This window comes from Klebsiella sp. BIGb0138 (assembly GCF_004342285.1).
Taxonomy (GTDB): Bacteria; Pseudomonadota; Gammaproteobacteria; order Enterobacterales; family Enterobacteriaceae; genus Klebsiella.
In genome coordinates, this window is record NZ_SMCV01000001.1 from 576,354 (window position 1) to 599,450 (window position 23,097).

Sequence of the window (23,097 nt, forward strand, 5' to 3'; positions counted from 1 at the left end):
AAAAAGAGGCGCTATGTTAACGCCTCTGCCTGCGGGTTAAAAGGGGCTTTAGCGAGAGATCAGGCCATCGTCTTGCCGGTCGGCTCACCGTGCTGTCTATCATTTCAATAGCCTGCCGACGGTTGAAAGCGGAAACCTGCTGCAAAGCCGTAAGATGATCTCTATGCTTTTATCATAGCTGGTCCAATCTGATGGTCGACAACGCGCGCAGGGAACACATTATCTACCGCGCCTGCGGGTGTTCCAGTTCCGTCGCTCTATTCCAGGTATGCGTAGAATTCATGATGTGATCGGTAGCACATTTCAAGGTTTAATTGTATGATGAATTCGGTTCATCAAGGGTTATTACCATGAGTAAATCGCTGAATATTATCTGGCAGTATCTACGGGCTTTTGTCCTGATCTATGCCTGTTTATACGCCGGGATTTTTATTGCCTCCCTGCTGCCGATGACTATCCCCGGCAGCATTATCGGGATGCTGATTTTGTTCGTTCTGCTGGCGCTGCAGATTATGCCGCCGAAATGGGTCAACCCCGGCTGTAACGTGCTGATTCGTTACATGGCGCTGCTGTTCGTGCCCATCGGCGTGGGCGTCATGCAATACTGGGATTTGCTGCGCGCGCAGTTGGGCCCGGTGGCGATCTCCTGCGCCATCAGTACACTGGTGGTTTTTTTGGTGGTGAGCTGGAGCTCGCACCTGGTCCACGGCGAACGTAAAGTGATCGGACAAAAAGAGGACATCAAAGATGATGCATGAAATCTGGTGGTCTTTGCCGCTGACGCTAATCGTTTTTTTCCTCGCCCGTAAGCTGGCCGTGCGGTTTAAATTCCCGCTGCTCAACCCGCTGCTGGTGGCGATGGTGGTAATCATCCCCTTTTTGCTCATCAGCGGAATCTCCTACGATCGCTATTTTCAGGGCAGCAAAATTCTCAACGACCTGCTTCAGCCGGCGGTCGTGGCGCTGGCCTTTCCCTTATACGAACAGTTGCACCAAATCCGCGCCCGCTGGAAATCGATCATTACGATCTGCTTTATCGGCAGCGTCGTGGCCATGATTACCGGAACCAGCGTTGCTCTGCTGATGGGGGCGACGCCGCAAATCGCCGCGTCGATTATGCCGAAATCGGTCACCACGCCCATTGCGATGGCGGTCAGCGGCAGCATTGGCGGTATTCCGGCGATCAGCGCGGTGTGCGTGATTTTCGTGGGTATTCTCGGGGCGGTATTCGGCCATACGCTGCTTAACCTGATGCGTATCCGCACCAAAGCCGCGCGCGGGCTGTCGATGGGTACCGCATCGCATGCGCTGGGCACCGCCCGCTGTGCGGAGCTGGATTATCAGGAAGGGGCGTTCAGCTCGCTGGCGCTGGTACTCTGCGGGATTATTACTTCGCTGGTCGCCCCCTTTTTGTTTCCGCTGGTGCTGGCGATAGTCGGATAAATGTGATTTAAATCACATTTATCAGTGCAACATAACAAAGTTGCATAAACAATGAGATATTAATCACATATACGAGCCATCACCGCCCGTACACTAGATTCCCATTACATTGTTATGAGGCAACGCCATGCACCCACGTTTTCAAGCTGCTCTTCCTCTCCTGGCGGCAGACCTGCAAGCGGCCATCGCCCCGATGCTGACCGACCCGCATTTTCCAGCACTGCTGGATGCCGGGCAGGTCACAGCGCTGCGCAACGCCACAGGGCTGGACGAAGACGCGCTGGCCTTTGCGCTGCTGCCGCTCGCCGCGGCCTGCGCGCGCGCCGACCTCTCCCATTTTAACGTTGGCGCCATCGCCCGCGGGATCAGCGGCAGCTGGTATTTCGGCGGTAACATGGAATTCCCCGGCGCAACCATGCAGCAAACCGTCCACGCGGAACAGAGTGCCATCAGCCATGCCTGGCTGCGCGGCGAAAAGTCCCTGCTGGCGATCACCGTCAACTACACCCCCTGCGGCCACTGCCGTCAGTTTATGAATGAGCTGAACAGCAGCCAGGTCCTGCGTATCCATCTGCCGGGCCGCGAGGCGCACTCCCTACAGCACTACCTGCCGGATGCTTTCGGCCCGAAGGATCTGGCGATCAAAACGCTGCTGATGGATGAGCAGGACCATGGTTTCCCACTGGCCGGCGATGCGCTGACGCAGGCGGCTATTCAGGCGGCCAACCGCTGCCATATGCCCTACAGCAACGCCCCTTCCGGCGTGGCGCTGGAGCTGAAAGACGGGACGATTTTCGCCGGCAGCTATGCGGAAAATGCCGCCTTTAACCCCACCCTGCCTCCGCTGCAGGGGGCGCTGAACCTGCTGAGTCTCAATGGATATGATTATCCGGATATTCAGCGCGCTATTCTTGCCGAGAAAGCCGATGCGCCGCTGATTCAGTGGGATGCGACCGCCGCCACGCTGAAAGCGTTAGGCTGTCACAGCATTGACCGCATTCTGCTCGCTTAAGCATCCTGCCATGCGGGTCTGCTGGCCCGCATTGTTGAAAATCCCCGCAATTAAACGATGGTTTCTTGCTCTTGCCCGGCGGGTAAAGTAGCCTGATAGCTCCATTGTCCACATTGAGTCAGGTGAATGTTAAAGCGTGTGTTATACAGCCTGTTAGTCCTGTTCGGCCTGCTGCTGTTGACCGTGCTGGGTCTTGACCGTTGGATGAGCTGGAAAACAGCCCCCTATATTTACGACGAGCTGCAGGATCTGCCCTACCGCCAGGTTGGGGTCGTGCTCGGTACCGCCAAGTATTATCGCACCGGGGTCATCAATCAATATTACCGCTACCGCATTCAGGGCGCGCTGAACGCCTACAATAGCGGGAAGGTGAACTATCTGCTGCTGAGCGGCGATAATGCGCTGCAAAGCTACAATGAGCCGATGACCATGCGCCGTGATTTGATTAAAGGCGGCGTCGATCCGGCAGATATCGTGCTCGATTACGCGGGTTTCCGCACCCTCGATTCCATTGTGCGGACGCGTAAAGTTTTCGATACCAACGACTTTATTATCATCACCCAGCGCTTCCACTGCGAGCGGGCGCTGTTTATCGCTCTGCATATGGGGATTCAGGCGCAGTGCTATGCGGTGCCTTCGCCGAAAGATATGTGGAATGTGCGCTTACGTGAGTTCGGCGCCCGCTTTGGCGCGCTGGCCGATCTGTATGTGTTCAAACGTGAGCCGCGTTTTTTAGGGCCGCTGATTCCCATTCCGACCTTGCAGGCGGTCCCGGAGGGGGCGCAGTCCTACCCGGCGGTAACGCCGGAGCAGCTGCTGGAATTGCAAAAAGAGAAGTGACAGGCCATAGAGAACGGCCGTTCCTCGATGCAGCCCGTGTCGACGGCGTCGCCGCTCGTTCCCCCGCAGCGCCGTCTTTCGCGATAAAACGTTTAGCGAAGAGGCGCGTAACACAGAAATCGTCCCCATTGCGAAACATAAAAAAAGCCCGCGCGATCTGCGCGGGCCGGATGACAGCGGAATATTATTTCTTACGCGCGTATTTCAGGGAATCCAGCGCCACGGCGAAGATAATAATCGCCCCTTTAATAATATACTGCCAGTAAGGGTTTACGCCGATATAGGTCAGACCATAGTTGATGACGGTAAAGATGATAACCCCGGTCACCACCCCCAGCACCGTACCCACCCCGCCGCTGAACGATACGCCGCCGACGACGCAGGCCGCAATCGCGTCCAGCTCATACATAAAACCGAGGTTGTTGGTCGCAGAACCGATACGCCCGGCTTCCAGCAGGCCACCGAAGGCATAGAACACGCCGGACAGGGCATAAATCATCAGCAGGTTAAGCGCCACGTTAACGCCAGAAACCTTCGCCGCTTCCGGGTTGCCGCCGATGGCAAAAATGTTTTTGCCAAAACGGGTTTTATTCCACAGGATCCACACGAAGAACACCGCAATCAGCGCATAGAAAGTAATGTACGACAGGCGGAAAGTTCCCAGCGCCACAAACCCCTGGGCAAACTGCGAGAAGTGGCTGTCAAAGCCTGAAATCGGTGACGCTCCGACAAAATCGTAGTACAGGGAGTTGATCCCATAGACGATGATCATCGTACCGAGGGTGGTAATAAACGGCGTCACATTCAGATAAGCAATGATGATGCCGTTAATCAGACCAATCACCGCGCCAATGGCACAGACCAGCAGGATCACCAGCGGAATCGGCATCGTGGCCATATCCGGGAACACCTTGTTGGCGTTATCGACCGCCTGGAGCATAGTGGCGGCGATAACCGCCGCCAGCCCGACCTGGCGACCGGCCGACAGGTCGGTACCCTGGGTCACAATCAGCCCGGCCACGCCGAGGGCGATAATAATACGTACTGAAGACTGGGTCAGGATGTTACTCAAGTTCAGCAGACTTAAGAACGTGGGGTCCTGGAAAATAATAATGGCCAGCAAAACCAAAAGAACGACGTAAATCCCACCTTCTTTCAGGTAAGTGAGAAAGCTTTTTTTATTTAACACACTCATGAGAAGCCCCTGCTCTTAAAGATGCAACGACGCAAGACGTAAAATTTCGTTTTGCGTAGTAGTTTTTGTCTCAACAATTCCGGCGACAAGACCATTGCTCATTACCAGAATACGGTCGGTAATACCCAGCAGCTCCGGCATCTCGGAGGAGATAATGATGATTCCTTTATTTTTCTTAGCCAGCTCGGCAATCAGCTGATAGATTTCGAACTTCGCGCCGACGTCAATCCCGCGCGTCGGTTCATCAAGCATCAGTATCTCCGGCTGGGTTAATAACCAGCGCCCGATAATCACCTTCTGCTGGTTACCACCGGACAACGAACCAATTTGCGTATGCTGCCCTGGCGTTTTCACGCGCATCGAGTCAATCACCCATTGGGTATCGCTTTTCATACGTGAGTTATCTAACAAGCCAACCCTGTTCTTATATTTCTTAATATTGGAGATCAGCGAGTTAAAGCCGATATCCAGATAGGCATAAATCCCGGTAGAACGTCGTTCTTCGGTGACTAAGGCAAAACCATGGTTAATCGCTTCATTGGCGCTATGATTATTAATCTTCTTGCCATGCAGCGTGATTGTGCCGCCTGATTTTTCACGGATGCCGAAAATCGTCTCAACGATATCGGTACGCTTCGCCCCCATCAGCCCGGCGATCCCGAGAATTTCGCCCTTGTGCAGATCGAAAGAGACATCGCGAATCGACGGCTGACGCAGTGAAGTCAGGTTGCGAACCTCAAGAATCACTTCACCCGGTTTGTTTTGCCGATCCGGGAAGCGCTGGTTCAGCGAACGGCCAACCATCATCGAGATGATCTTGTCCATATCCAGCCCTTCCAGCGGCTGGGTGGCAATCCACTGACCATCGCGCAGAATGGTAATTTCATCGCACAGCTGGAAAATTTCTTCCATCTTATGTGAGATATAGACAATACCGCAGCCGCGCTCTTTCAGCTTACGGATAATCTTAAACAGGTGATTGACCTCTTTTTCCGTCAATGACGAAGTGGGCTCATCCATAATGACGATTTTCGCGTCATAGGAAAATGCCTTAGCGATTTCAATCATCTGCATTTGTGAAACTGACAGGGTGCCAACGCGCGCCCGCGGATCGATATCAATATCCAGTTCGTCAAAGATGCCTTTGGTATCGCGATACATTTTATCCTGATCGACAAACATGCCTTTGGTGGGGTAACGCCCCAGCCACATGTTGTCCATCACCGAACGTTGCAATACCAGGTTTAACTCCTGATGAACCATTGAAATACCGTTTTCCAACGCTTCTTTCGCGGAATGGAAATCGATCTCTTGTCCCTGGAAAAGAATACTACCGGAATCCTTTTGATAGATCCCAAAAAGACATTTTAATAATGTTGATTTACCCGCGCCGTTCTCTCCCATTAATGCATGAATAGAATGAGGACGGACTTTCAGATTGACATTATCGAGTGCCTTGACGCCAGGAAACGACTTGTTGATATTGCTCATTTCCAACAAGAATTCGCCTGACCGTTCGCTATTATTGCTGACCATAGTTATACCTGGCTGCGTTCATGCACACCCCGCCCGGCGAATAAACGCACGGCCAGAGTCTGGTTCTGTATCAGGAATAATCGGGCGGGGCTACGCATTATATTTCAGGTTGCATCAGCGGTAGCTTTCAGCAACCCGAAATAATTACGGGTATCATCCCCCCGCCCGTAACTCAATAATTATTTACCGATAAACTGGCTGAGATTGTCTTTATCTACGCCAACATAAGGCACGCGGACGATTTTATTATCAATCTTCCAGTTTGTGCCTGCGGCCGCTTCTTTACCTTCTGCCAGGTTTTTCGCCAGATCGAAAGTGGCTTTCGCCTGGTTGTTAGCATCGTTCAGCACGGTGCCGGCCATCGCACCGGATTTAACCAGCGCCAGCGCTTCAGGCAGGGCGTCGACGCCAAATACCGGAATGCTGCTCTTATTGTGGGCCTTCAGCGCTTCAACTGCGCCCATCGCCATCGCATCGTTGTTAGCAATGACAACTTCAATTTTGTTGGCGTTCGGTCCGGACAGCCACGCATCCATCTTATCTTTCGCCTGAGCGGTATCCCACATAGCGGTGTCCAGCTGCAGCTGCTGAGTCTTCAGACCTTTGTCATTCAGCTCTTTGATAACGTAGGTGGTACGCGCTTCAGCGTCCGGGTGGCCCGGTTCGCCTTTCAGCAGCACATACTGAATCTGACCATCTTTATTCAGATCCCAGCCGGCGTTAGCTTTCCAGTGTTTCGCGATCAGGTCGCCCTGAATAATCCCGGACTCTTTGGAGTCGGTACCGACATAATAAGCTTTGTCATAGCTGTCCAGCGCTTTGCGGGAAGGCTCTTTGTTAAAGAACACCACCGGTACGTTCTGGCCGCGCGCTTTATCAATAACGGTACCCGCTGCTGCCGGGTCAACCAGGTTGATCGCCAGTGCTTTCACCCCTTTAGCCAGCAGAACGTCAATCTGATCGTTCTGTTTAGACTGGTCGTTCTGTGAGTCATTCATCAGCAGCTGGACGTCCGGCGCCGATTTACCGTCTTTCTCGATTGCCTTGCGCACCACCGACATAAAGTTGTCGTCATATTTATAAATGGTTACGCCGATGCGGGTATCAGCTGCGTGTGCCGCGGCGCCAAATAACATGCTAGCCATAACAGCAGACAGGGTTAACACCTTCTTATTCATGGAATCTCCGGTTTTATTATGTAGGGCCGTTGGTGTGAAAATAGCTGGCGGGGATTTGTTACATTAAAGTTACCGCACAACAACGTTCACGACTGTAAGTTCTGTCTTCCGTGTAGGGTAACGCTCCAGAAATACGACTTTATTAAGCGTTTAGCGCCTTGTTCCTACGCTAAAAGTGATTAATCACCGTGACATAGTGGTTCAGACTGGTAAACGAGGCCATCATAATCAGTTGAATGTTAATATACTGTGAATTTACTCACAGATTGAAAGCGGTTACATAAAGCGCATAATCAGTTAGTGATCGGCCCCGCAATTTGCCGCTGCATCACCGAATGACGACGCACCAGCGTCGGCATAAAGCAGTGGCGCGCATCGCTATCCAGCTTGCCCGCCGCCCCCAGCAGGGCCAGCTCCGTCGCCAGTTTCGCCATCGACATAACCGGATAGCGCACCGTCGTTAGCTGCGGGTCGGTGTAACGGGCAATCGGGATATCATCAAAGCCAATCAGGGAAAGATGCTGCGGGACGACAATGCCGTTATCTTTCAGCGTTGTCAGCGCCCCTGCCGCCATACTGTCGTTATAGGCGAAAACGGCGGTCAGGCCCAGGTTACGCCCCAGCAGCTCGACCATGGCCGCCTCCCCTCCCTGCATATCCGGCGATCCGCAACCGACCCAGCTATCCGGGGCCATAATGCCGTGTTCCTGTAACGCTTTGAACCACCCTTCCCGGCGCAGGTCGTCATCTTCAATACCGTGATTAGAAGAGAGATAGCCGATGCGCTGGTGACCATGATTGAGCAGCATGCGCGTCGCCATCAGCGCGCCGCTGACGTTATCCAGCCCCACGCAGCGATGGGCGTAGCCCGGTACGATGCGATTAATCAGCACCATCCCGGGAATATGCTGCATAAAATCGCCCAGTTCCTCATCGCTTAGCGCCTTGGAATGGACAATCAGCGCCGAGCAGCGCTGGCGAATCAGCACTTCAATGGCGTTACGCTCTTTTTCCGCCTCATGATAGCTGTTGCCGATCAGCACATACTTCTGGTGCTGCTGGGCGACGGTATCGACCGCTTTGACCAGCGCGCCGAAGAAGGCATCCGACACATCCATCACCACCACGCCAATCGTGTCGCTGACCTGCGTCGCCAGCGCCTGCGCATTGGCATTCGGCCGGTAGCCCAGCTGCGCTACCGCTTTCATTACATTTTCCCGCGTATCCGGGCTCACCAGTGCACTGTTGTTAAGCACCCGCGAAACGGTAGCGACGGAAACGCCCGCCTGACGGGCGACATCACGAATGGTGATCATGCTCACCGACCTTAAGAGAATTGCAATACGTCACACCCACCTCCTGTGTTCAGCAAGGAGGCTATTCTGGCAGCGACGCGGGGCATGCTACGTGAGTGATGTCACAAGCCTGGAAACGGTTACATTCATTTTGTTAACGATTGTGATCAAGATCGTTATCTGGATGTGTTTTTCAATGAGGTCCCTGACGCACGCAGGGTTAACTGACGCCATAGCCATTCAACCGGCCCCTGGCGGAAATGGCGCAGCCAGAACCAGGAAAAGATGAGATTGACCGCCCAGACCGGGATGACGAAGGCTAACAACTGCAGGCGGTCAAACTTCATAAACAGGCCGAAACGGTAGAAAATCGTGGTGCAAATGAGGGTCTGTAGCAGGTAGTTGGTTAACGCCATCCGCCCGACGCAGGCAATCGCGCCCACCAGCCGCAGTCTGCACAGCTGTGGCCAGAAGCCCCACGCCAGCGAGGCGTAGCCAATCGTTTGTAGCGGCGCACCCAGCTCGCGCGGCGCCTGTAACAGGAAAGCACACCAGCGCGGGTCCCAGGCGAGATGCCACTGCGCCAGAATCGCCGGCAGGTTGACCGCCATTCCGCCGACAATCAGCAGCGCACCGGTACGCCGATAATGGCTAAGGCTGAACTGCCCTTTTAACCAGCCGCTGCGCATCAGGGCCGCGCCCATCAGCATCATCCCCGCCAGCTGCCAGCCGTACTGCGCGCCGAGCGCCAGCAGGTTAGCGGATAACATATCGGCGCGATTGCTCACGGCCTCCATACCGCCGTTCAGCTTCCAGTATTGCTCATACTGTAAGCTGGCGGCATCAGGGACCCACGAACGGTTCGGCGCCCCGCCGGAAATCACCCCCAGCAGCACCAGCACCGCCACGCCGATGACATACAGGATGACGCCGGTATTAAACAGCGATTTGATGTGATGCGCATCGCGCACCATCCGCCAGGCCACCAGACCGACTAATGCATAGGCCAGCAGAATATCGCCATCCCAGAAAAACAGGCCGTGAATAAAGCCCAGCAGCGCCAGCAGCGTCAGACGCGACTGGATCCAGCGCTTGCCGCGCGGCAGCAGGAGCTGAAGCCCGGCGCCAAACAGCAAGGCAAATAGCGTGAGAAATTTGACCTGCGCCAGCAGATCGAGAATCGCCCAGGTCCAGGCGTCGCGGAGAGTAAAGCTCCCGGCCCATGCCGGGTTGAGATAAGCGGCCTTCGGCAAGCCGAAGGCGCTGATATTCAGTAGCAGGATACCGAGGATAGCAACGCCGCGGACAAAGTCCAGCGTGACATTTCGCTCCATGTAACCTGCTCCGTTTTTAGTTGTGGTGACGGACGGCGCGCAGGAACTCCTGGCGGGTATTCTGACTGGATTTAAACAAGCCGCCCAATGAGGTGGTGGTGGTCGCACTGGTGGCGTCACGGATGCCGCGCGCCTTCACGCAGTAATGCACCGCATCAATGGACACCGCCACGTTGCTGGTACCCAGCAGCGTCTGCAGCGCGGTTAAAATCTGCTGCGTCAGTCGCTCCTGCACCTGCGGGCGCTGGGAGAAGAACTGCACGATGCGGTTGATTTTCGACAGGCCAATCACCGAATCTTTCGGAATATAGGCCACCGTCGCCTTACCATCGATGGTGACAAAATGGTGTTCGCAGGTGCTGGTCAGCGTGATATCACGCACGGTCACCATTTCATCCACCTGCATCTTGTTTTCGATAACGGTGATTTTTGGGAACCTGGCGTAATCCAGCCCGGAAAAGATCTCGTCGACATACATTTTGGCGATGCGATGCGGCGTTTCCATCAGGCTGTCATCAGATAGATCAAGATTCAGCAGTTGCATAATCTCGGTCATGTGTCCGGCAATCAGACGCTTGCGAGTTTCATTATCAATTTCTTGTACTGGCGGACGCAGCGGCGTCTCCAGCCCACGAGCGACCAGCGCTTCATGAACGAGTATGGCTTCTTTACTCAGTGCTGACATTTAGGTTCTCCTGCAGGTGTGGCGCTCTTTGCTCTTCTGCGGGCAAAGTTTGCATTCATTGTGCGTGAGGTGGCGCACATAATCCAGTAGCCGAAACGATAATTGTTGAAATTTGCGTTAGCTATTGATATCTCGCGACGGCTCCCGCGTACCGCTTATCAATGATGCAACGCCGTCCATCGCCACGCCTTATACACTACCGTGGCTGAACGCCATCTCGCCTCACATGGCAGCAGCCGGCATGTTGGCTAAAAGTTGCATTAATGATGCAATAGGTTCATCAAAGGAGAAAGTGAAAGTTGCTCACGGGCGCATGAAATATCTGTATTATGGCTTATTACGTGCACTTATCTTCCTGAGGAGCCCGGCATGGAATTGCTTGAAGAGCATCGCTGTTACGAAGGTCGGCAGCAACGCTGGCGACACGACTCCAGTACCCTGAACTGTTCAATGACGTTCAGCATCTTTTTACCACCGTTGCGCACAGACACTCCGCCGCCGGTTCTCTACTGGCTATCAGGGTTGACCTGCAACGATGAAAATTTTACCACCAAGGCCGGCGCACAGCGCATTGCCGCAGAGCTGGGCATTGCGCTGGTGATGCCGGATACCAGCCCGCGCGGCGATAGCGTCGCCGATGACGCCGGTTACGACCTGGGTAAAGGCGCCGGGTTCTATCTTAACGCCACCCAGGCGCCGTGGTCCGCACACTACCGGATGTATGACTATCTTCGCGATGAACTCCCGCAGCTTATTGGCAGCCAGTTTAACGTCGGTGAGCGCTGCGCTATCAGCGGCCACTCCATGGGCGGACACGGCGCGCTGATCATGGCGTTGAAAAACCCGGGCCGTTTCGTCAGCGTATCGGCCTTCGCGCCCATCGTGAATCCCGCGCAGGTGCCATGGGGGCAGAAAGCGTTCAGCGCCTATCTGGGCGCCGATGAGTCGACATGGCAGGCGTGGGATAGCTGCGCATTAATGCAGGCCAGCCAGGGGACCGACGCCATCCCCACCCTGATCGATCAAGGCGATAACGACACCTTCCTCGCCCTGCAGCTGCAGCCGGCGGTCCTCGCCGAGGTCGCCCGGCAAAAAGACTGGCCGTTAACCCTGAGAATTCAGCCCGGCTACGATCACAGCTACTATTTCATCGCCTCCTTTATCGAAGACCATCTGCGTTTTCACGCCAGACACCTCATCAAATGAAACAGGAGGGCTGAGTCCCTCCATCTTTACATCTCCCTATCTTTTTGAATTTAGGCTCATTTAATCTCTCGCCAAGTAAATACAAATGATTTCAATTATCATTAATGTTTACAAAATAACATTTTTTTGTACAATCCCTCCTTCTTCTCTCCATCATTCAGAGTTCTTACAAGACAAATAAATACGGTTCTCAGGGTTAGCCCGATGGAGATTTATTCATTTGAAATGGAATGTAAAAATGACTATACCTCGCATTAAGGTACTTGCCGCCGCCATATGCGCAGCCGCGACTCCGCAGCTTGTTCACGCAGCCGATGAAACGATGGTCATTACGGCTACGGGCTTTGAGCAGAAAATTCAGAATGCGCCCGCCTCTATCTCTGTTATCAGCAAACAGCAGATTGAAGATAAGGCCTACCGCGACGTCACCGACGCGCTGAAAGATGTCCCCGGCGTGGTGGTCACGGGCGGCGGCAGCAGCAGCGATATCAGCATCCGCGGCATGTCCTCCCAGTACACCCTGTTCCTCGTCAACGGTAAGCGCGTCAGCACCCGCAGCACCCGCCCGAACAGCGATAACTCCGGGATCGAACAGGGCTGGCTGCCGCCGCTGGAGTCCATCGAGCGCATCGAAGTCATCCGCGGGCCGATGTCTTCGCTCTATGGCTCCGATGCCATGGGCGGCGTGATTAACATCATTACCAAAAAAGTGTCCAATACCAAAGCCTGGACAGGGTCGCTGCATGGCGACGCGACTTTCCAGGAAAACAACGATTCCGGCGACCTGTTCCAGACCAACGTCTACGCTTCCGGCCCGCTGATTGACGGCCTGCTGGGGGCAAAAGTGACCGGTCTGCTCTCACGCCGCGCGGAAGATAAAATCGAAAACGGCTTCAACGAGCAGAAAATGCGCAACGGCGGCGTGACGCTGAACTTCACCCCCGATGACCAAAACGACTTCGATTTCGATTACGCGCGTGAACTGCAGGACCGCAACAGCACCCCGGGGATGTCAATGGCTGAGGAGAGCTGCCGCGGCAATGTCTGTACGCCCAATAGCAAAAGCGAATCCCGCTATGAACACACCACCTATTCTCTGACCCATAGCGGTTATTACGACGACTTCAACACCACCAGCTACGCCCAGCAGGAAGAGACCAACAACCCCGGGCGTAAGATGAAATCGTACAATACGACCTTTAACAACCAGAACCAGGTCTTCCTTGGCGATCACACCCTGACGCTGGGCGGACAGTATCGTTATGAGAAACTGAGCGATAAAGGTAACCAGCTGGAGGCCGCCGACGGCCTGAGCAAACTGACCCGCTGGAGCTGGGCGCTGTTTGCTGAAGATGAGTGGGCCATGACCGAAAGCTTTACGCTGACCGGCGGTCTGCGCATGGATAAAGACGAAAACTACGGCACCAACTGGACGCCGCGCGGCTACGGCGTCTGGCATCTTGCCGAGCAGTGGACGTTGAAAGGCGGCGTTTCCGCGGGCTACCGCGCGCCGGATCTGCGTCAGTCTTCCGCCAGCTGGGGCCAGGTGACCGGCGGCGGCCGCCTTGACGGCATTATCGTCGGCAACCCCGATCTGAAGCCGGAAAAGAGCCTGAGCGAAGAGATTGCCCTGCTGTGGGATAACAACGACAACCTGAACGCCGGCGTCACGCTGTTCAACACCGACTTTAAAAACAAGATCACCGAAGTACGTCGCTGTGAGAGCAAGGCCGACCCGGCCTGCACCATCGGTAATACCAGCTATGACTTCGTCAGCGATCGCGTCAACGTCGATAAAGCCAATATGCGCGGCGTGGAATCGACCTTCGGCTGGAAGATCACCCGCGACCTGAACTGGACGGCGAACTACACCTATACCCAGTCAGAGCAGAAGAGCGGCCAGTTCTCTGGTAAGCCGTTGAACAAAATGCCGAAAAATATGTTCAACACCACTCTGGACTGGCAGGCCACGCCGGACGTCGGTTTCTGGAGCCGCCTGAACTTCCGCGGCAAAACCTCCGAGTATCTGAGCCGTACCTCCATGGCGAAGGGGACCCCGTCCTATACTCAGGTGGATCTCGGCTTGCGCTACAACGCCAACAAAAACCTGCTGGTTTCCGCCGGGGTGTATAACGTTCTCGATAAGCAGATTGATTACGATACCTACGATACGGTACTGGATGGCCGCCGTTATACCGTGGGCCTGACCTACAGTTTCTGATCAGCCGGTGATGAAAAAGCCCCGCTTAAGCGGAATGTCGATCGGTTAAAGATCGGTTGAGCGCGCCTGCGGCCAGGTAAGAATCCGTAATCTCTGTGAGATTACGGATTTTTTTATGCCGCTCAGCCAGCTTTTCAACACCTCTGGCAGGCGAGCCTGCCCTCTTTTTTACGGTGGTTTGGGCCAGGCATATCGTTGTGGTACGTTGCTGGATATTTACAGCATGAGCGAAGAAACCTGCGTTCACCCAAACTACCGTTGTCCGCATCACGTCAGCTGACGATCGCCCATAAAAAAATGCTGGCCACCTTAAGTGACCAGCATTACGGTTAACGAGACTTTATTGGTCGGGCGATAACGCTACTGCTTAAAGCGCTGCGGGAATTTCATCTCGCTGTAACGTACGAAACGGGTGCCTTTTGCCAGCTTATAGCCAAACCAGATCACCAGGAACAGCGGGATACCGATATAGGTTGCGGCTACCCCGCCCCAGTCGATGGTATCTTTCAGGAACGCTTCGTAGTTCTGGCCCAGGGTAATAATCAGGCACAGTACGAAGGCAAAAATCGGCCCCAGCGGGAAGAACCCCGATCGATACGGCAGATTGTTCAGATCGTTCCCCTGCAGCACATAGCCGCGACGGAAACGATAATGGCTGATGGCAATCCCCAGCCAGGCGATAAAGCCGGTCATCCCGGAGGTATTGAGCAGCCACAGGTACACGGTCTGGTTACCAAACATCGAGCTCAGGAAGCACAGCGCGGCAATCACCGTGGTGGCATACAGCGCATTCCGCGGTACGCCGCCTTTCGACAGCTTCGAGAAGATACGCGGCGCTTTCCCGTCACAGGCCAGGGTATAGAGCATACGCGTTGAGGCATACATCCCCGAGTTACCCGCCGACAGCACCGCCGTCAGGATCACCGCGTTCATAATTGCCGCCGCCGACAGCAGGCCAGCATGCTGGAACACCAGCGTGAACGGGCTGACGGAAATATCTTTCACATCGTTACGCAGCAGGCTTGGGTCGGTATAAGGAATGATCAGGCTGATGATCAAAATCGCGAACACATAGAACAGCAGGATACGCCAGAACACCTGGCGCACCGCGCGTGGAATATTCTTTTCCGGGTTCTCGGATTCACCCGCCGCGATACCGATAAGCTCGGTGCCCTGGAACGAGAAGCCGACGATCATCGCCACGCCAATCATCGCCGAGAAGCCACCGGCAAACGGCGCATCATTAATGGCCCAGTTGCTCCAGCCCGCAGGCTGTGCGCCTTTAAAGATACCGACGATCATCATTACGCCGACAATAATAAAGATGATGACGGTGGCCACTTTGATCAGCGAGAACCAATATTCCGCTTCACCAAAGCCTTTTACCGAGATCCAGTTCAGCAGGAACATAATGCCGAGGAACAGCGCGCTCCAGATCCAGCCGGGAGTATCCGGGAACCAGTAGCTCATCACCAGCTGCGATGCCACCAGATCGACGGCGATCGTCACCGCCCAGTTGTACCAGTAGTTCCAGCCCAGCGCGAAGCCAAAGCCTTCCTCGACATAGTTCTGACCGTAGGTAGCAAAGGAACCGGACACCGGCATATAGGCCGCCAGTTCGCCAAGGCTGGTCATCAGGAAATAGACCATCAGACCGATCAGAATATAAGAAAGCAGCGCGCCGCCGGGGCCTGCCTGAGAAATTGTCGCCCCAGAGGCAACGAAAAGACCTGTACCGATGGAACCGCCAATCGCGATCATGGTCAAGTGGCGCGCCTTCAATTCACGGCGTAGGCCGGGCGCTTCTGTGGTTTTAGTATCCGAAACCATGTGAAAATGCTATCCATCCAAAAAACGAGGCGCGATTGTAGCAGACGATCCGGGTTCCATCCGGTACAAATGCGAAGTTATAAGAGAGCTTCATGATCGAGCATGGATTATTAGTAAAGCACTAATCCGCGGAAATGCCAGCCTTTATCCCCTGCCCGCTCGCGACAACCAGGCTGTTGAATTTGCAGTATTTACACCTGACAGTAGTGCAGAAAGCGCTGTAATGCCTTGGAAATATGTTTCTGTCGATGGTGGATGCGCCACAAGGTGCGGGTCAAATTGGGCAGCGGGACCGCCAGCTCAACCAGCGAGCCGACCTCCAGCTGTTCAGCGATGACCCGACGGGAGAGGCAGCTGATGCCAAGACCGTGGCGCACGGCATGTTTGATGGCCTCCGAATTGCCTAACTCCATACCAAGATGGAACGCCGGCAAATGCGAGAGCAACAGATAGTCAACGATTTCACGCGTGCCGGAGCCGTGCTCACGCAGGATCCACGGCGCTTCCGCCAGCCGCTGCAGCGTCACCTCTCCCGCCAGCAGCGGCGAATCCGGCGCCGCAAACACCACCAGCTCATCTTCCAGCCACGGTTCGGCAATGATATCCGCCGCGTGACAGGGCCCCTCGATCAGCCCGATGTCCACGCGCAGATCGGCCACCGCATTGATTACGTCCTGGCTATTTCCCACGCTCAGCTCCAGCGGCAGATCGGGGAAATCACGGCGATAGTGGGCGATAATTTCCGGCAGAATATAGTTACCGATGGTACTGCTGGCTGATACGCGAATCGCGCCGTTGTCGCCGTGAAACAGCTGTTCGATTTCCACCGCCCGTTCGAGCAGCGCCAGCGCCCGCGGATAAAGCAGACGCCCGTGCTCATTGACGACCAGCCGTTTACCGACGCGGTCAAACAGCTGCACCCCCAGCTGCCCTTCCAGATCGGTCAACGCCGCGCTGACCGCCGATTGCGAAAGCGCCAGCATTTGTGACGCCTGAGTGGTGGAACCGCTCTTGAGAACTTCAGCAAAAACTTCCAGCTGACGTAGCGTGATATGCATAACCCATCCTGCCTGTATATCCAATGTGGCTTGCCGATACCCCGTCGCGCTCCGTGAATCGCGCGCTGAACCACGGGAATGCTCGTATACCACTTATTACGATTAATTATAAATATATAATCAATTTTATATTTAGACCAGCAGGTCGTAACCTTTCCGCAGACAAAGGAGAAGGTTATGACAGCACTCACTTTACCGACAAAACATCGCACGGTGTGGCATTTTATCCCAGGACTGGCGCTGACCGCCGTGCTTACCGGCGCAGCTCTCTGGGCGGGTAGCTTTCCCGCGATTGCCGGCGCCGGCTTCAGCGCCCTGACGCTGGCCATCTTATTTGGGATGGTCATCGGAAATACGCTTTACCCGCAAATCTGGCAGCCGTGCGACGGCGGCGTGATCTTTGCCAGGCAGCACTTATTACGCCTGGGCATTATTTTATACGGCTTTCGCCTGACATTCGCCCAGATTGCCGATGTCGGCGTCAGCGGGATCGCCATTGACGTTCTGACGCTGACCAGCACCTTTTTCATCGCCTGCTACCTTGGGCAGAAGGTCTTCGGTCTCGACAAACATACCAGCTGGCTGATTGGCGCCGGCAGCAGCATCTGCGGCGCGGCGGCGATTCTGGCGACCGAACCGGTGGTGAAAGCGGAGGCCAGTAAGGTCACCGTCGCGGTGGCAACGGTGGTGATTTTCGGTACCCTGGCCATCTTCCTCTATCCGGCGATGTATCCGCTGCTGGCGCACTGGTTCACGCCGGAGGCCTATGGCATCTATATGGGGTCGACGATGCATGAAGTCGCGCAGGTGGTCGCTGCCGGGCACGCCATCAGCCCGGATGCTGAGAACGCCGCGGTGATTGCGAAAATGCTGCGCGTGATGATGCTGGCGCCGTTCCTGCTGTTCATGGCCGCCCGGGTAAAACAGCTGGCGCCGGAAGGACAGGGGCAAAAAAGTAAAATCACCATTCCGTGGTTTGCCATCCTGTTCATTCTGGTGGCGGTATTCAACTCTTTCCACCTGCTGCCAGAACCGGTTGTCGACATGCTGGTGACGCTCGATACCGTGCTACTGGCCATGGCGATGGCGGCGCTGGGACTGACCACTCACGTCAGCGCGCTGAAAAAAGCCGGCGCCAAACCGCTGCTGATGGCACTGATGTTGTTCGTCTGGCTGATTATCGGCGGCGGCGCCATCAACCTGGTGATTCACAGCATGCTGGCCTGACCGGCAGCAGATTGACGGCATCATTCGTTGATGTCACTCTGCAGTTAAGCCGCTATTATTACTTTCCCCCCAGCGGCTTAACTGGAGTTTTTTATGAAATACATTGGAGCGCACGTCAGTGCCTCAGGCGGGCTGGCCAATGCCGCCATTCGCGCCGCCGAAATCAAGGCCACCGCTTTCGCGCTGTTCACCAAGAACCAACGCCAATGGCGCGCCGCCCCGCTGACCGAAGAGACCATTGCTGAATTTAAAGCCGCCTGCGAAAAATATCACTTTGCCCCCGGGCAAATCTTGCCGCACGACAGCTACCTGATAAACCTCGGCCACCCGGTAGAAGAAGCGCTGGAAAAATCCCGCGACGCCTTTATTGATGAACTGAGCCGCTGCCAGCAGCTCGGGCTGACGTTGCTGAATTTCCATCCGGGCAGTCACCTGCAGCAGATACCGGAAGAGGAGTGCCTGGCGCGGATCGCCGAGTCGATTAACATTGCGCTGGCCAAAACCGAAGGCGTCACCGCGGTGATCGAAAATACCGCCGGTCAGGGCAGCAACCTCGGATTCCGCTTTGAACACCTCGCCGCCATCATCGACGGGGTGGAAGATAAATCCCGCGTCGGGGTGTGCATTGATACCTGCCACGCCTTCGCCGCCGGGTACGATCTGCGCAGCGCCGAAGAGTGTGAGAAAACCTTCGCCGATTTCGAGCGGATCGTCGGCTTCAGGTACCTGCGCGGTATGCATCTCAACGATGCGAAAAGCGCCTTCGGCAGCCGCGTTGACCGCCACCACAGCCTGGGAGAGGGTAATATCGGCCACGATGCTTTCCGCTGGATCATGCAGGACAGCCGCTTCGACGGTATTCCGCTGATTCTGGAAACCATCAATCCGGATATCTGGGCGGAAGAAATTGCCTGGCTACGGGCGCAGCAGACCGAAGCCGTCTCGGCCTGACGCCGCTTGCCAGCGGGTAAATCCGCCTGGCCATTATCCAGAATCGCTGACCAGCAGATCAAAAAAGGGCCGATAATTCGGCCCTTTTGCTTAACGCGCTCTGACTCAGGCGGCTTTTTCTGCCGTCTGCCCTTCCGGGCGTTTCACCACCGCGTAGGAGAGACCGGCCACCAGGGTACCGACGACAATCGCCAGCAGATAACCCAGCACTGGCGTAATCGCGCCAGGAATCAGCAGGACGAACAGGCCGCCGTGCGGCGCCATCAGTTTCGCGCCCACCGCCATCGAGATGGCCCCGGTCACCGCGCCGCCCACGATACAGCAGGGCAGGACGCGCATCGGGTCACGGGCCGCGAACGGAATTGCCCCTTCGGAGATAAAGCACAGCCCCAGAACCAGCGCCGCTTTACCGCCTTCACGTTGACCTTTATCGAACTTATTACGGGCGACCAGCGTGGCGATCCCCATTGCCAGCGGCGGCACCATACCGGCCGCCATAATCGCCGCCATCGGTGCGTAGGTCTGGGTACTCAGCAGGCCGACGCCGAAGGCATACGCCGCTTTGTTCACCGGTCCCCCCATATCGGTACACATCATCGCCCCGAGGATTGCCCCCAGCAGCACCGCGTTCGCCGTCCCCATAGTTTGCAGCCAGTGGGTCAGGCCTTCGAGGATAGCGGCAACCGGTTTACCGATCAGGTAGATCATCGCCAGACCAACGATCAGGCTGGAAACCAGCGGAATGATCAGAATCGGTTTCAGCGCTTCCATGCTCGGCGGCAGTTTTAATTTGGTGCTGATCAACTTAGCCACATAACCGGCCAGGAAACCGGCGATAATCCCGCCGATAAAGCCGGAACCGCCGCTGACGGCCAGCATACCGCCGATAAGGCCCGGGGTCAGACCCGGACGGTCAGCGATGGAGAAGGCAATAAAGCCCGCCAGCACCGGCACCATCAGAGCAAAGGCCGAGCCGCCGCCAATCTGCATCAGCGCGGCCGCCAGCGTGTCTTTCACTTCAAAAGCTTTAATACCAAACGCGAAGGACAGCGCGATACACAACCCGCCGGCAACCACCATCGGCAGCATATAAGAAACGCCGGTCAGCAGGTGACGATAGGCGCCGCCGCCCTCTTTCTTAGCAGAATCGGCCTGCTGGCCGCTCTGCCCGGAAGGCTGATACGGTTTCGCTTCCGCGACGGCTTTATCCAGCTCCTGCGCGGTTTTCTTCAGCGCCAGGCCCGTAGTAGTGCGGTACATCGGCTTACCGGCAAATTTCGCCAGATCGACCTCAATATCGGCGGCGACAATGACCAAATCCGCCTGCGCCACTTCTTCCGGCGTGATCGCGTTTCCGGCGCCGACCGAGCCGCGGGTTTCCACTTTCACCCACCAGCCGCGTTTTTTGGCTTCGGTTTCGATCGCTTCAGCCGCCATAAAGGTGTGCGCAACCCCGGTCGGACAGGCGGTCACCGCCACAATGCGTTTGGCGCCGCCGGTAGCAACCGGGGCGGCGGCCGTTACCGGCGCCACGTACGGCGCGGCATGACCTTTTGCTTCGCTCAGAAACAGTTCAGGATGAGCAACCGCGCGATTAATATCGCCGAGGTAGACCTGTTTGCCATTCAGCGCGCTATCAGCCGGCAGGGCTGAACCGAGCACGATCGCCAGTTCGGCATCGTTCGGATTATCAGTCAGTTCAAGATGCGCTTGATGCGCTGCGGTACTCAGCAGGGTTTTCGCCATATAGGCGCGCGCCTGTCCGAGTCCGGCATCAATAATCAGCAGCGTTTTCATTATGCCTCTCCTGCTGTCAATTAAAGGGTTTTAAGTCGACACGCGCCATCATGGCGGCCAACTGGGTACGATCGGTAATACCAACATTGCTCTGGCTGACCGCCAGCGCGGCAACGGCGGTCGCCAGGCGCAGCGTATGCTCGCTGGATTCACGCATCAGCAGGCCGTAAATCAGGCCGCCAACCATTGAATCCCCGGCACCGACGGTGCTGACCACCTCCACTGAAGGCGGTTTCGCAATCCATTCGCCAGAGGCGTTAACCCACAGCGCGCCTTCTTCGCCCAGCGAGATAACCACGTGGGCAATCCCCTGCTCGCGCAGCGCATGGGCGGCGTCAATCACGTCTTTCATTTCCGGCAGCTTACGACCCGCCCAAATCTCCAGCTCGCGGCGATTCGGCTTCACCAGCCACGGCGCGGCTTTCAGACCGGCAACCAGCGCTTCGCGGCTGCTGTCGAAAATGATGCACGGGCACTGGCTACGCAGGCGAACCATCCAGTCGGTAAAGGCTTCCGGGCTGACGCCGGACGGCAGGCTGCCGCTGACGCAAACCATGTCGAACTGACCCAGCCAGCTCAGGGAATCGTTGACGAAACGCTCCCAGTCAGCGGCCGTCACTTCAAAGCCTGAGAAGTTAAAGTCAGTGACTTCGCCATCTTTTTCCGTCAGCTTCACGTTGATACGGGTACGGCCCTGCACCACCTGAAAGCGGTTGGCAATACCCAGTTCGCTGAACAGCTGCTGAAAACCATCCTGGTTATCTTTGCCGAGAAAACCGCCGACGGTGACGTCGATACCGAGATCTTTCAGTACCTTCGCGACGTTGATGCCTTTACCGGCAGCATGCAGACCGGTGGTCCGCACCAGGTTCACTTCCCCGCGTTCAATATCCGGAGTGAAGCCCACCAGATCATAGGCCGGGTTTAAAGTAATCGTTGCTACACGTCTGCTCATTTATGCGCCCTCCCCAAGGCCTGCGGCGATCGCTTCGCCAATCGCATCCAGCGCTTGTTGCGCATCTTCACCCTGCGCGGTAAAGCGCAGACGGTGACCTTTCTTCACACCCAGCGCCACGACTTTCATCAGGCTGCGACCGTTTGCCGGCTTGCCGGAACCGTCCAGATTGGTGACGGTAATGTCGCTGGAAAATTGTTTAATGGTATTCACCAGCATAGTGCCTGGACGCGCATGCAGCCCGTGCTCATTGCGCACCACAAACTCGGCGCTGAGCACGTCTTCAGCGATGGCGTCATCACTGGTCAGCAGCGCCAGCAGCGTGGCGCCGTCGGCCTTCAGCAGGCGGTCAGCTTTTTTATCAATCAGCAGATTGCTCAGGCGGTTCAGCACCGCGGTAGGCTGTTCATCCGCCATCGCGACGGTGATCAGCAGCGATACCGGCTGCTCATCGGCGGTAAAGGCATTCGCGGCACGGCTAACCGCGATGGCGCTGCGCAGGTTGCCTTCCGCGCTGTCGTTCAGCCAGATCCCCTGCCCGAGGTTCAGCGGTTTATCATTGATGGCGCGGCTGACAAAGGCGGCGTCGACGGCGCCGGCCTCTTTCAGACGCGCGGCGTTCAGCGCCTGTAAGGTCAGCAGGTCGCTGGCGGCAATATCGAGGCTCAGCGTTTCATTATCCAGTTTCAGCGCTTCGCTCTGCTTTTCACCCATCAGCAGGGCGCGCAGCTCTTCCGCGGTGGTCGCTGACTTAAGCTGTTCCGCAACGGAATCATCGCTAAGCACGTGGGTCAGCTGACGCAGTAGTCCCAGATGTTCATCGGAGCTGGCGGCGATGCCGATCGCCACGTACGCGGTCTGCCCTTCTCCCCAGGTCACGCCCTGCGGAAACTGATAAACCTGAACGCCGGTTTTCAGCACCCGATCGCGCGTGTCGGTGGTCCCGTGCGGGATGGCAATACCGTTGCCGAGGAAGGTGGAGGTCTGCTGCTCGCGCGCCAGCATCCCGTTAACGTAGCCTTCCGCCACGTTGCCCGCGCTGACCAGCGCGGCAGCAACCTGACGAATCGCCTCTTCTTTATTACCGGCCTGCTGACCGGGATGAATATCCTGCACAGATAACTGGAACATGGTTCTCCTCTCCTGCTGAATTGAATCGTTTCAGCTACTTTGAGAAAAAAGGCGTCATCTTGCTGCGAAAGAAACGGCGGATGACGCTGAAACGTTTCAATGAGTCTGTACCTTTCTTACCCACCGCGCAAGATCTGTTAGCAACCTGATAACAGAAATTAGAGATGCCGCACATTTTTGCTGAAGCCAGACGCCAACTTTCA

The 23,097-nt window shown here is 55.9% G+C and carries 19 protein-coding genes; 8 read left to right on the top strand and 11 right to left on the bottom strand.

Annotated elements, in window-relative coordinates; all coding sequences use genetic code 11:
- Positions 1 to 350 precede the first annotated feature (350 nt).
- The 4 genes from EDF73_RS02710 to sanA all read left to right on the top strand — a co-directional run bounded on the left by EDF73_RS02710 (position 351) and on the right by sanA (position 3,295).
- Complete coding sequence (locus EDF73_RS02710; RefSeq protein ID WP_132725438.1) at positions 351 to 758, top strand: CidA/LrgA family protein; 408 nt, start codon at positions 351 to 353, stop codon at positions 756 to 758.
- A complete protein-coding gene (locus EDF73_RS02715) occupies positions 748 to 1,443 on the top strand; it encodes a CidB/LrgB family autolysis modulator (RefSeq protein WP_132725440.1) in 696 nt (231 codons plus the stop codon). The genes EDF73_RS02710 and EDF73_RS02715 overlap by 11 nt, the downstream gene beginning before the upstream one ends.
- Before the next feature lie 127 nt (positions 1,444 to 1,570).
- Positions 1,571 to 2,455, top strand: coding sequence for a cytidine deaminase (cdd, locus tag EDF73_RS02720; RefSeq protein WP_132725442.1), 885 nt, complete (start codon positions 1,571 to 1,573; stop codon positions 2,453 to 2,455).
- Between the two features lie 126 nt (positions 2,456 to 2,581).
- A complete protein-coding gene (gene sanA, locus EDF73_RS02725; protein WP_132725444.1) occupies positions 2,582 to 3,295 on the top strand; it encodes an outer membrane permeability protein SanA in 714 nt (237 codons plus the stop codon).
- A 184-nt stretch (positions 3,296 to 3,479) separates the two neighbouring features.
- On the opposite strand, the gene mglC is transcribed toward sanA, so the two are convergent.
- The 6 genes from mglC to folE form a co-directional block, all read right to left on the bottom strand.
- Positions 3,480 to 4,490, bottom strand: coding sequence for a galactose/methyl galactoside ABC transporter permease MglC (gene mglC, locus EDF73_RS02730; RefSeq protein ID WP_132725447.1), 1,011 nt, complete (start codon positions 4,488 to 4,490; stop codon positions 3,480 to 3,482).
- Positions 4,491 to 4,505: 15 nt separating this feature from the next.
- Positions 4,506 to 6,026 carry a galactose/methyl galactoside ABC transporter ATP-binding protein MglA gene (gene mglA / locus EDF73_RS02735; RefSeq protein WP_132725450.1) on the bottom strand — a complete coding sequence of 507 codons (1,521 nt, stop codon included), beginning with the start codon at positions 6,024 to 6,026 and terminating at the stop codon, positions 4,506 to 4,508.
- Positions 6,027 to 6,205: 179 nt separating this feature from the next.
- On the bottom strand, positions 6,206 to 7,204 hold the full coding sequence (gene mglB / locus EDF73_RS02740; RefSeq protein WP_132725453.1) for a galactose/glucose ABC transporter substrate-binding protein MglB: 999 nt from the start codon (positions 7,202 to 7,204) through the stop codon (positions 6,206 to 6,208).
- Positions 7,205 to 7,497: 293 nt separating this feature from the next.
- Entirely contained in the window at positions 7,498 to 8,520 is a 1,023-nt protein-coding gene (gene galS / locus EDF73_RS02745) for an HTH-type transcriptional regulator GalS (protein ID WP_132725456.1), read from the bottom strand.
- Positions 8,521 to 8,675: 155 nt separating this feature from the next.
- Complete coding sequence (gene yeiB, locus EDF73_RS02750; RefSeq protein ID WP_132725459.1) at positions 8,676 to 9,833, bottom strand: DUF418 domain-containing protein YeiB; 1,158 nt, start codon at positions 9,831 to 9,833, stop codon at positions 8,676 to 8,678.
- A gap of 16 nt (positions 9,834 to 9,849) precedes the next feature.
- Complete coding sequence (gene folE, locus EDF73_RS02755) at positions 9,850 to 10,518, bottom strand: GTP cyclohydrolase I FolE (RefSeq protein WP_132725462.1); 669 nt, start codon at positions 10,516 to 10,518, stop codon at positions 9,850 to 9,852.
- Between the two features lie 369 nt (positions 10,519 to 10,887).
- Here folE and fghA point away from each other — a divergent pair, with 369 nt between their 5' ends.
- Both fghA and EDF73_RS02765 read left to right on the top strand, forming a co-directional pair.
- Entirely contained in the window at positions 10,888 to 11,724 is an 837-nt protein-coding gene (gene fghA, locus EDF73_RS02760) for an S-formylglutathione hydrolase (protein WP_132725464.1), read from the top strand.
- A gap of 238 nt (positions 11,725 to 11,962) precedes the next feature.
- The gene (locus tag EDF73_RS02765) at positions 11,963 to 13,945 is read left to right on the top strand and encodes a ligand-gated channel protein (protein ID WP_132725467.1); all 1,983 of its coding nucleotides are present in this window, start codon (positions 11,963 to 11,965) and stop codon (positions 13,943 to 13,945) included.
- A 360-nt stretch (positions 13,946 to 14,305) separates the two neighbouring features.
- Here EDF73_RS02765 and EDF73_RS02770 read toward each other — a convergent pair whose 3' ends face one another.
- Positions 14,306 to 15,775, bottom strand: a complete 1,470-nt coding sequence (locus tag EDF73_RS02770) for an amino acid permease (protein WP_132725470.1) — start codon at positions 15,773 to 15,775, stop codon at positions 14,306 to 14,308.
- A 191-nt stretch (positions 15,776 to 15,966) separates the two neighbouring features.
- The gene (yieE, locus tag EDF73_RS02775; protein WP_132725473.1) at positions 15,967 to 16,833 is read right to left on the bottom strand and encodes a DNA-binding transcriptional regulator YeiE; all 867 of its coding nucleotides are present in this window, start codon (positions 16,831 to 16,833) and stop codon (positions 15,967 to 15,969) included.
- Positions 16,834 to 17,010: 177 nt separating this feature from the next.
- Between yieE and EDF73_RS02785 the strand changes: the two genes are divergently transcribed.
- Complete coding sequence (locus EDF73_RS02785; protein ID WP_132725478.1) at positions 17,011 to 18,060, top strand: YeiH family protein; 1,050 nt, start codon at positions 17,011 to 17,013, stop codon at positions 18,058 to 18,060.
- 93 nt (positions 18,061 to 18,153) lie between these two features.
- Positions 18,154 to 19,011, top strand: a complete 858-nt coding sequence (gene nfo / locus EDF73_RS02790) for a deoxyribonuclease IV (protein WP_132725481.1) — start codon at positions 18,154 to 18,156, stop codon at positions 19,009 to 19,011.
- 105 nt (positions 19,012 to 19,116) lie between these two features.
- Here the strand turns inward: nfo and fruA are convergent, their stop codons facing one another.
- Genes fruA through fruB form a run of 3 tightly spaced genes read right to left on the bottom strand, consistent with a single transcriptional unit; the run spans position 19,117 to position 22,894 of the window.
- The gene (gene fruA / locus EDF73_RS02795) at positions 19,117 to 20,808 is read right to left on the bottom strand and encodes a PTS fructose transporter subunit IIBC (RefSeq protein WP_132725483.1); all 1,692 of its coding nucleotides are present in this window, start codon (positions 20,806 to 20,808) and stop codon (positions 19,117 to 19,119) included.
- Between the two features lie 16 nt (positions 20,809 to 20,824).
- The gene (gene fruK / locus EDF73_RS02800) at positions 20,825 to 21,763 is read right to left on the bottom strand and encodes a 1-phosphofructokinase (protein WP_132725485.1); all 939 of its coding nucleotides are present in this window, start codon (positions 21,761 to 21,763) and stop codon (positions 20,825 to 20,827) included.
- On the bottom strand, positions 21,764 to 22,894 hold the full coding sequence (fruB, locus tag EDF73_RS02805) for a fused PTS fructose transporter subunit IIA/HPr protein (protein WP_132725488.1): 1,131 nt from the start codon (positions 22,892 to 22,894) through the stop codon (positions 21,764 to 21,766).
- Positions 22,895 to 23,097: the final 203 nt, after the last annotated feature.

Bases quoted from the DNA above. Each gene is read 5' to 3' on its own strand.
- folE (WP_132725462.1), bottom strand. From the start codon at position 10,518: ATGTCAGCACTGAGTAAAGAAGCCATACTCGTTCATGAAGCGCTGGTC.
- yeiB (WP_132725459.1), bottom strand. From the start codon at position 9,833: ATGGAGCGAAATGTCACGCTGGACTTTGTCCGCGGCGTTGCTATCCTC.
- fruA (WP_132725483.1), bottom strand. From the start codon at position 20,808: ATGAAAACGCTGCTGATTATTGATGCCGGACTCGGACAGGCGCGCGCC.
- EDF73_RS02715 (WP_132725440.1), top strand. From the start codon at position 748: ATGATGCATGAAATCTGGTGGTCTTTGCCGCTGACGCTAATCGTTTTT.
- EDF73_RS02765 (WP_132725467.1), top strand. From the start codon at position 11,963: ATGACTATACCTCGCATTAAGGTACTTGCCGCCGCCATATGCGCAGCC.
- fruK (WP_132725485.1), bottom strand. From the start codon at position 21,763: ATGAGCAGACGTGTAGCAACGATTACTTTAAACCCGGCCTATGATCTG.
- EDF73_RS02710 (WP_132725438.1), top strand. From the start codon at position 351: ATGAGTAAATCGCTGAATATTATCTGGCAGTATCTACGGGCTTTTGTC.
- cdd (WP_132725442.1), top strand. From the start codon at position 1,571: ATGCACCCACGTTTTCAAGCTGCTCTTCCTCTCCTGGCGGCAGACCTG.
- fruB (WP_132725488.1), bottom strand. From the start codon at position 22,894: ATGTTCCAGTTATCTGTGCAGGATATTCATCCCGGTCAGCAGGCCGGT.
- mglB (WP_132725453.1), bottom strand. From the start codon at position 7,204: ATGAATAAGAAGGTGTTAACCCTGTCTGCTGTTATGGCTAGCATGTTA.
- EDF73_RS02785 (WP_132725478.1), top strand. From the start codon at position 17,011: ATGACAGCACTCACTTTACCGACAAAACATCGCACGGTGTGGCATTTT.
- mglA (WP_132725450.1), bottom strand. From the start codon at position 6,026: ATGGTCAGCAATAATAGCGAACGGTCAGGCGAATTCTTGTTGGAAATG.
- nfo (WP_132725481.1), top strand. From the start codon at position 18,154: ATGAAATACATTGGAGCGCACGTCAGTGCCTCAGGCGGGCTGGCCAAT.
- EDF73_RS02770 (WP_132725470.1), bottom strand. From the start codon at position 15,775: ATGGTTTCGGATACTAAAACCACAGAAGCGCCCGGCCTACGCCGTGAA.
- galS (WP_132725456.1), bottom strand. From the start codon at position 8,520: ATGATCACCATTCGTGATGTCGCCCGTCAGGCGGGCGTTTCCGTCGCT.
- sanA (WP_132725444.1), top strand. From the start codon at position 2,582: ATGTTAAAGCGTGTGTTATACAGCCTGTTAGTCCTGTTCGGCCTGCTG.
- mglC (WP_132725447.1), bottom strand. From the start codon at position 4,490: ATGAGTGTGTTAAATAAAAAAAGCTTTCTCACTTACCTGAAAGAAGGT.
- yieE (WP_132725473.1), bottom strand. From the start codon at position 16,833: ATGCATATCACGCTACGTCAGCTGGAAGTTTTTGCTGAAGTTCTCAAG.
- fghA (WP_132725464.1), top strand. From the start codon at position 10,888: ATGGAATTGCTTGAAGAGCATCGCTGTTACGAAGGTCGGCAGCAACGC.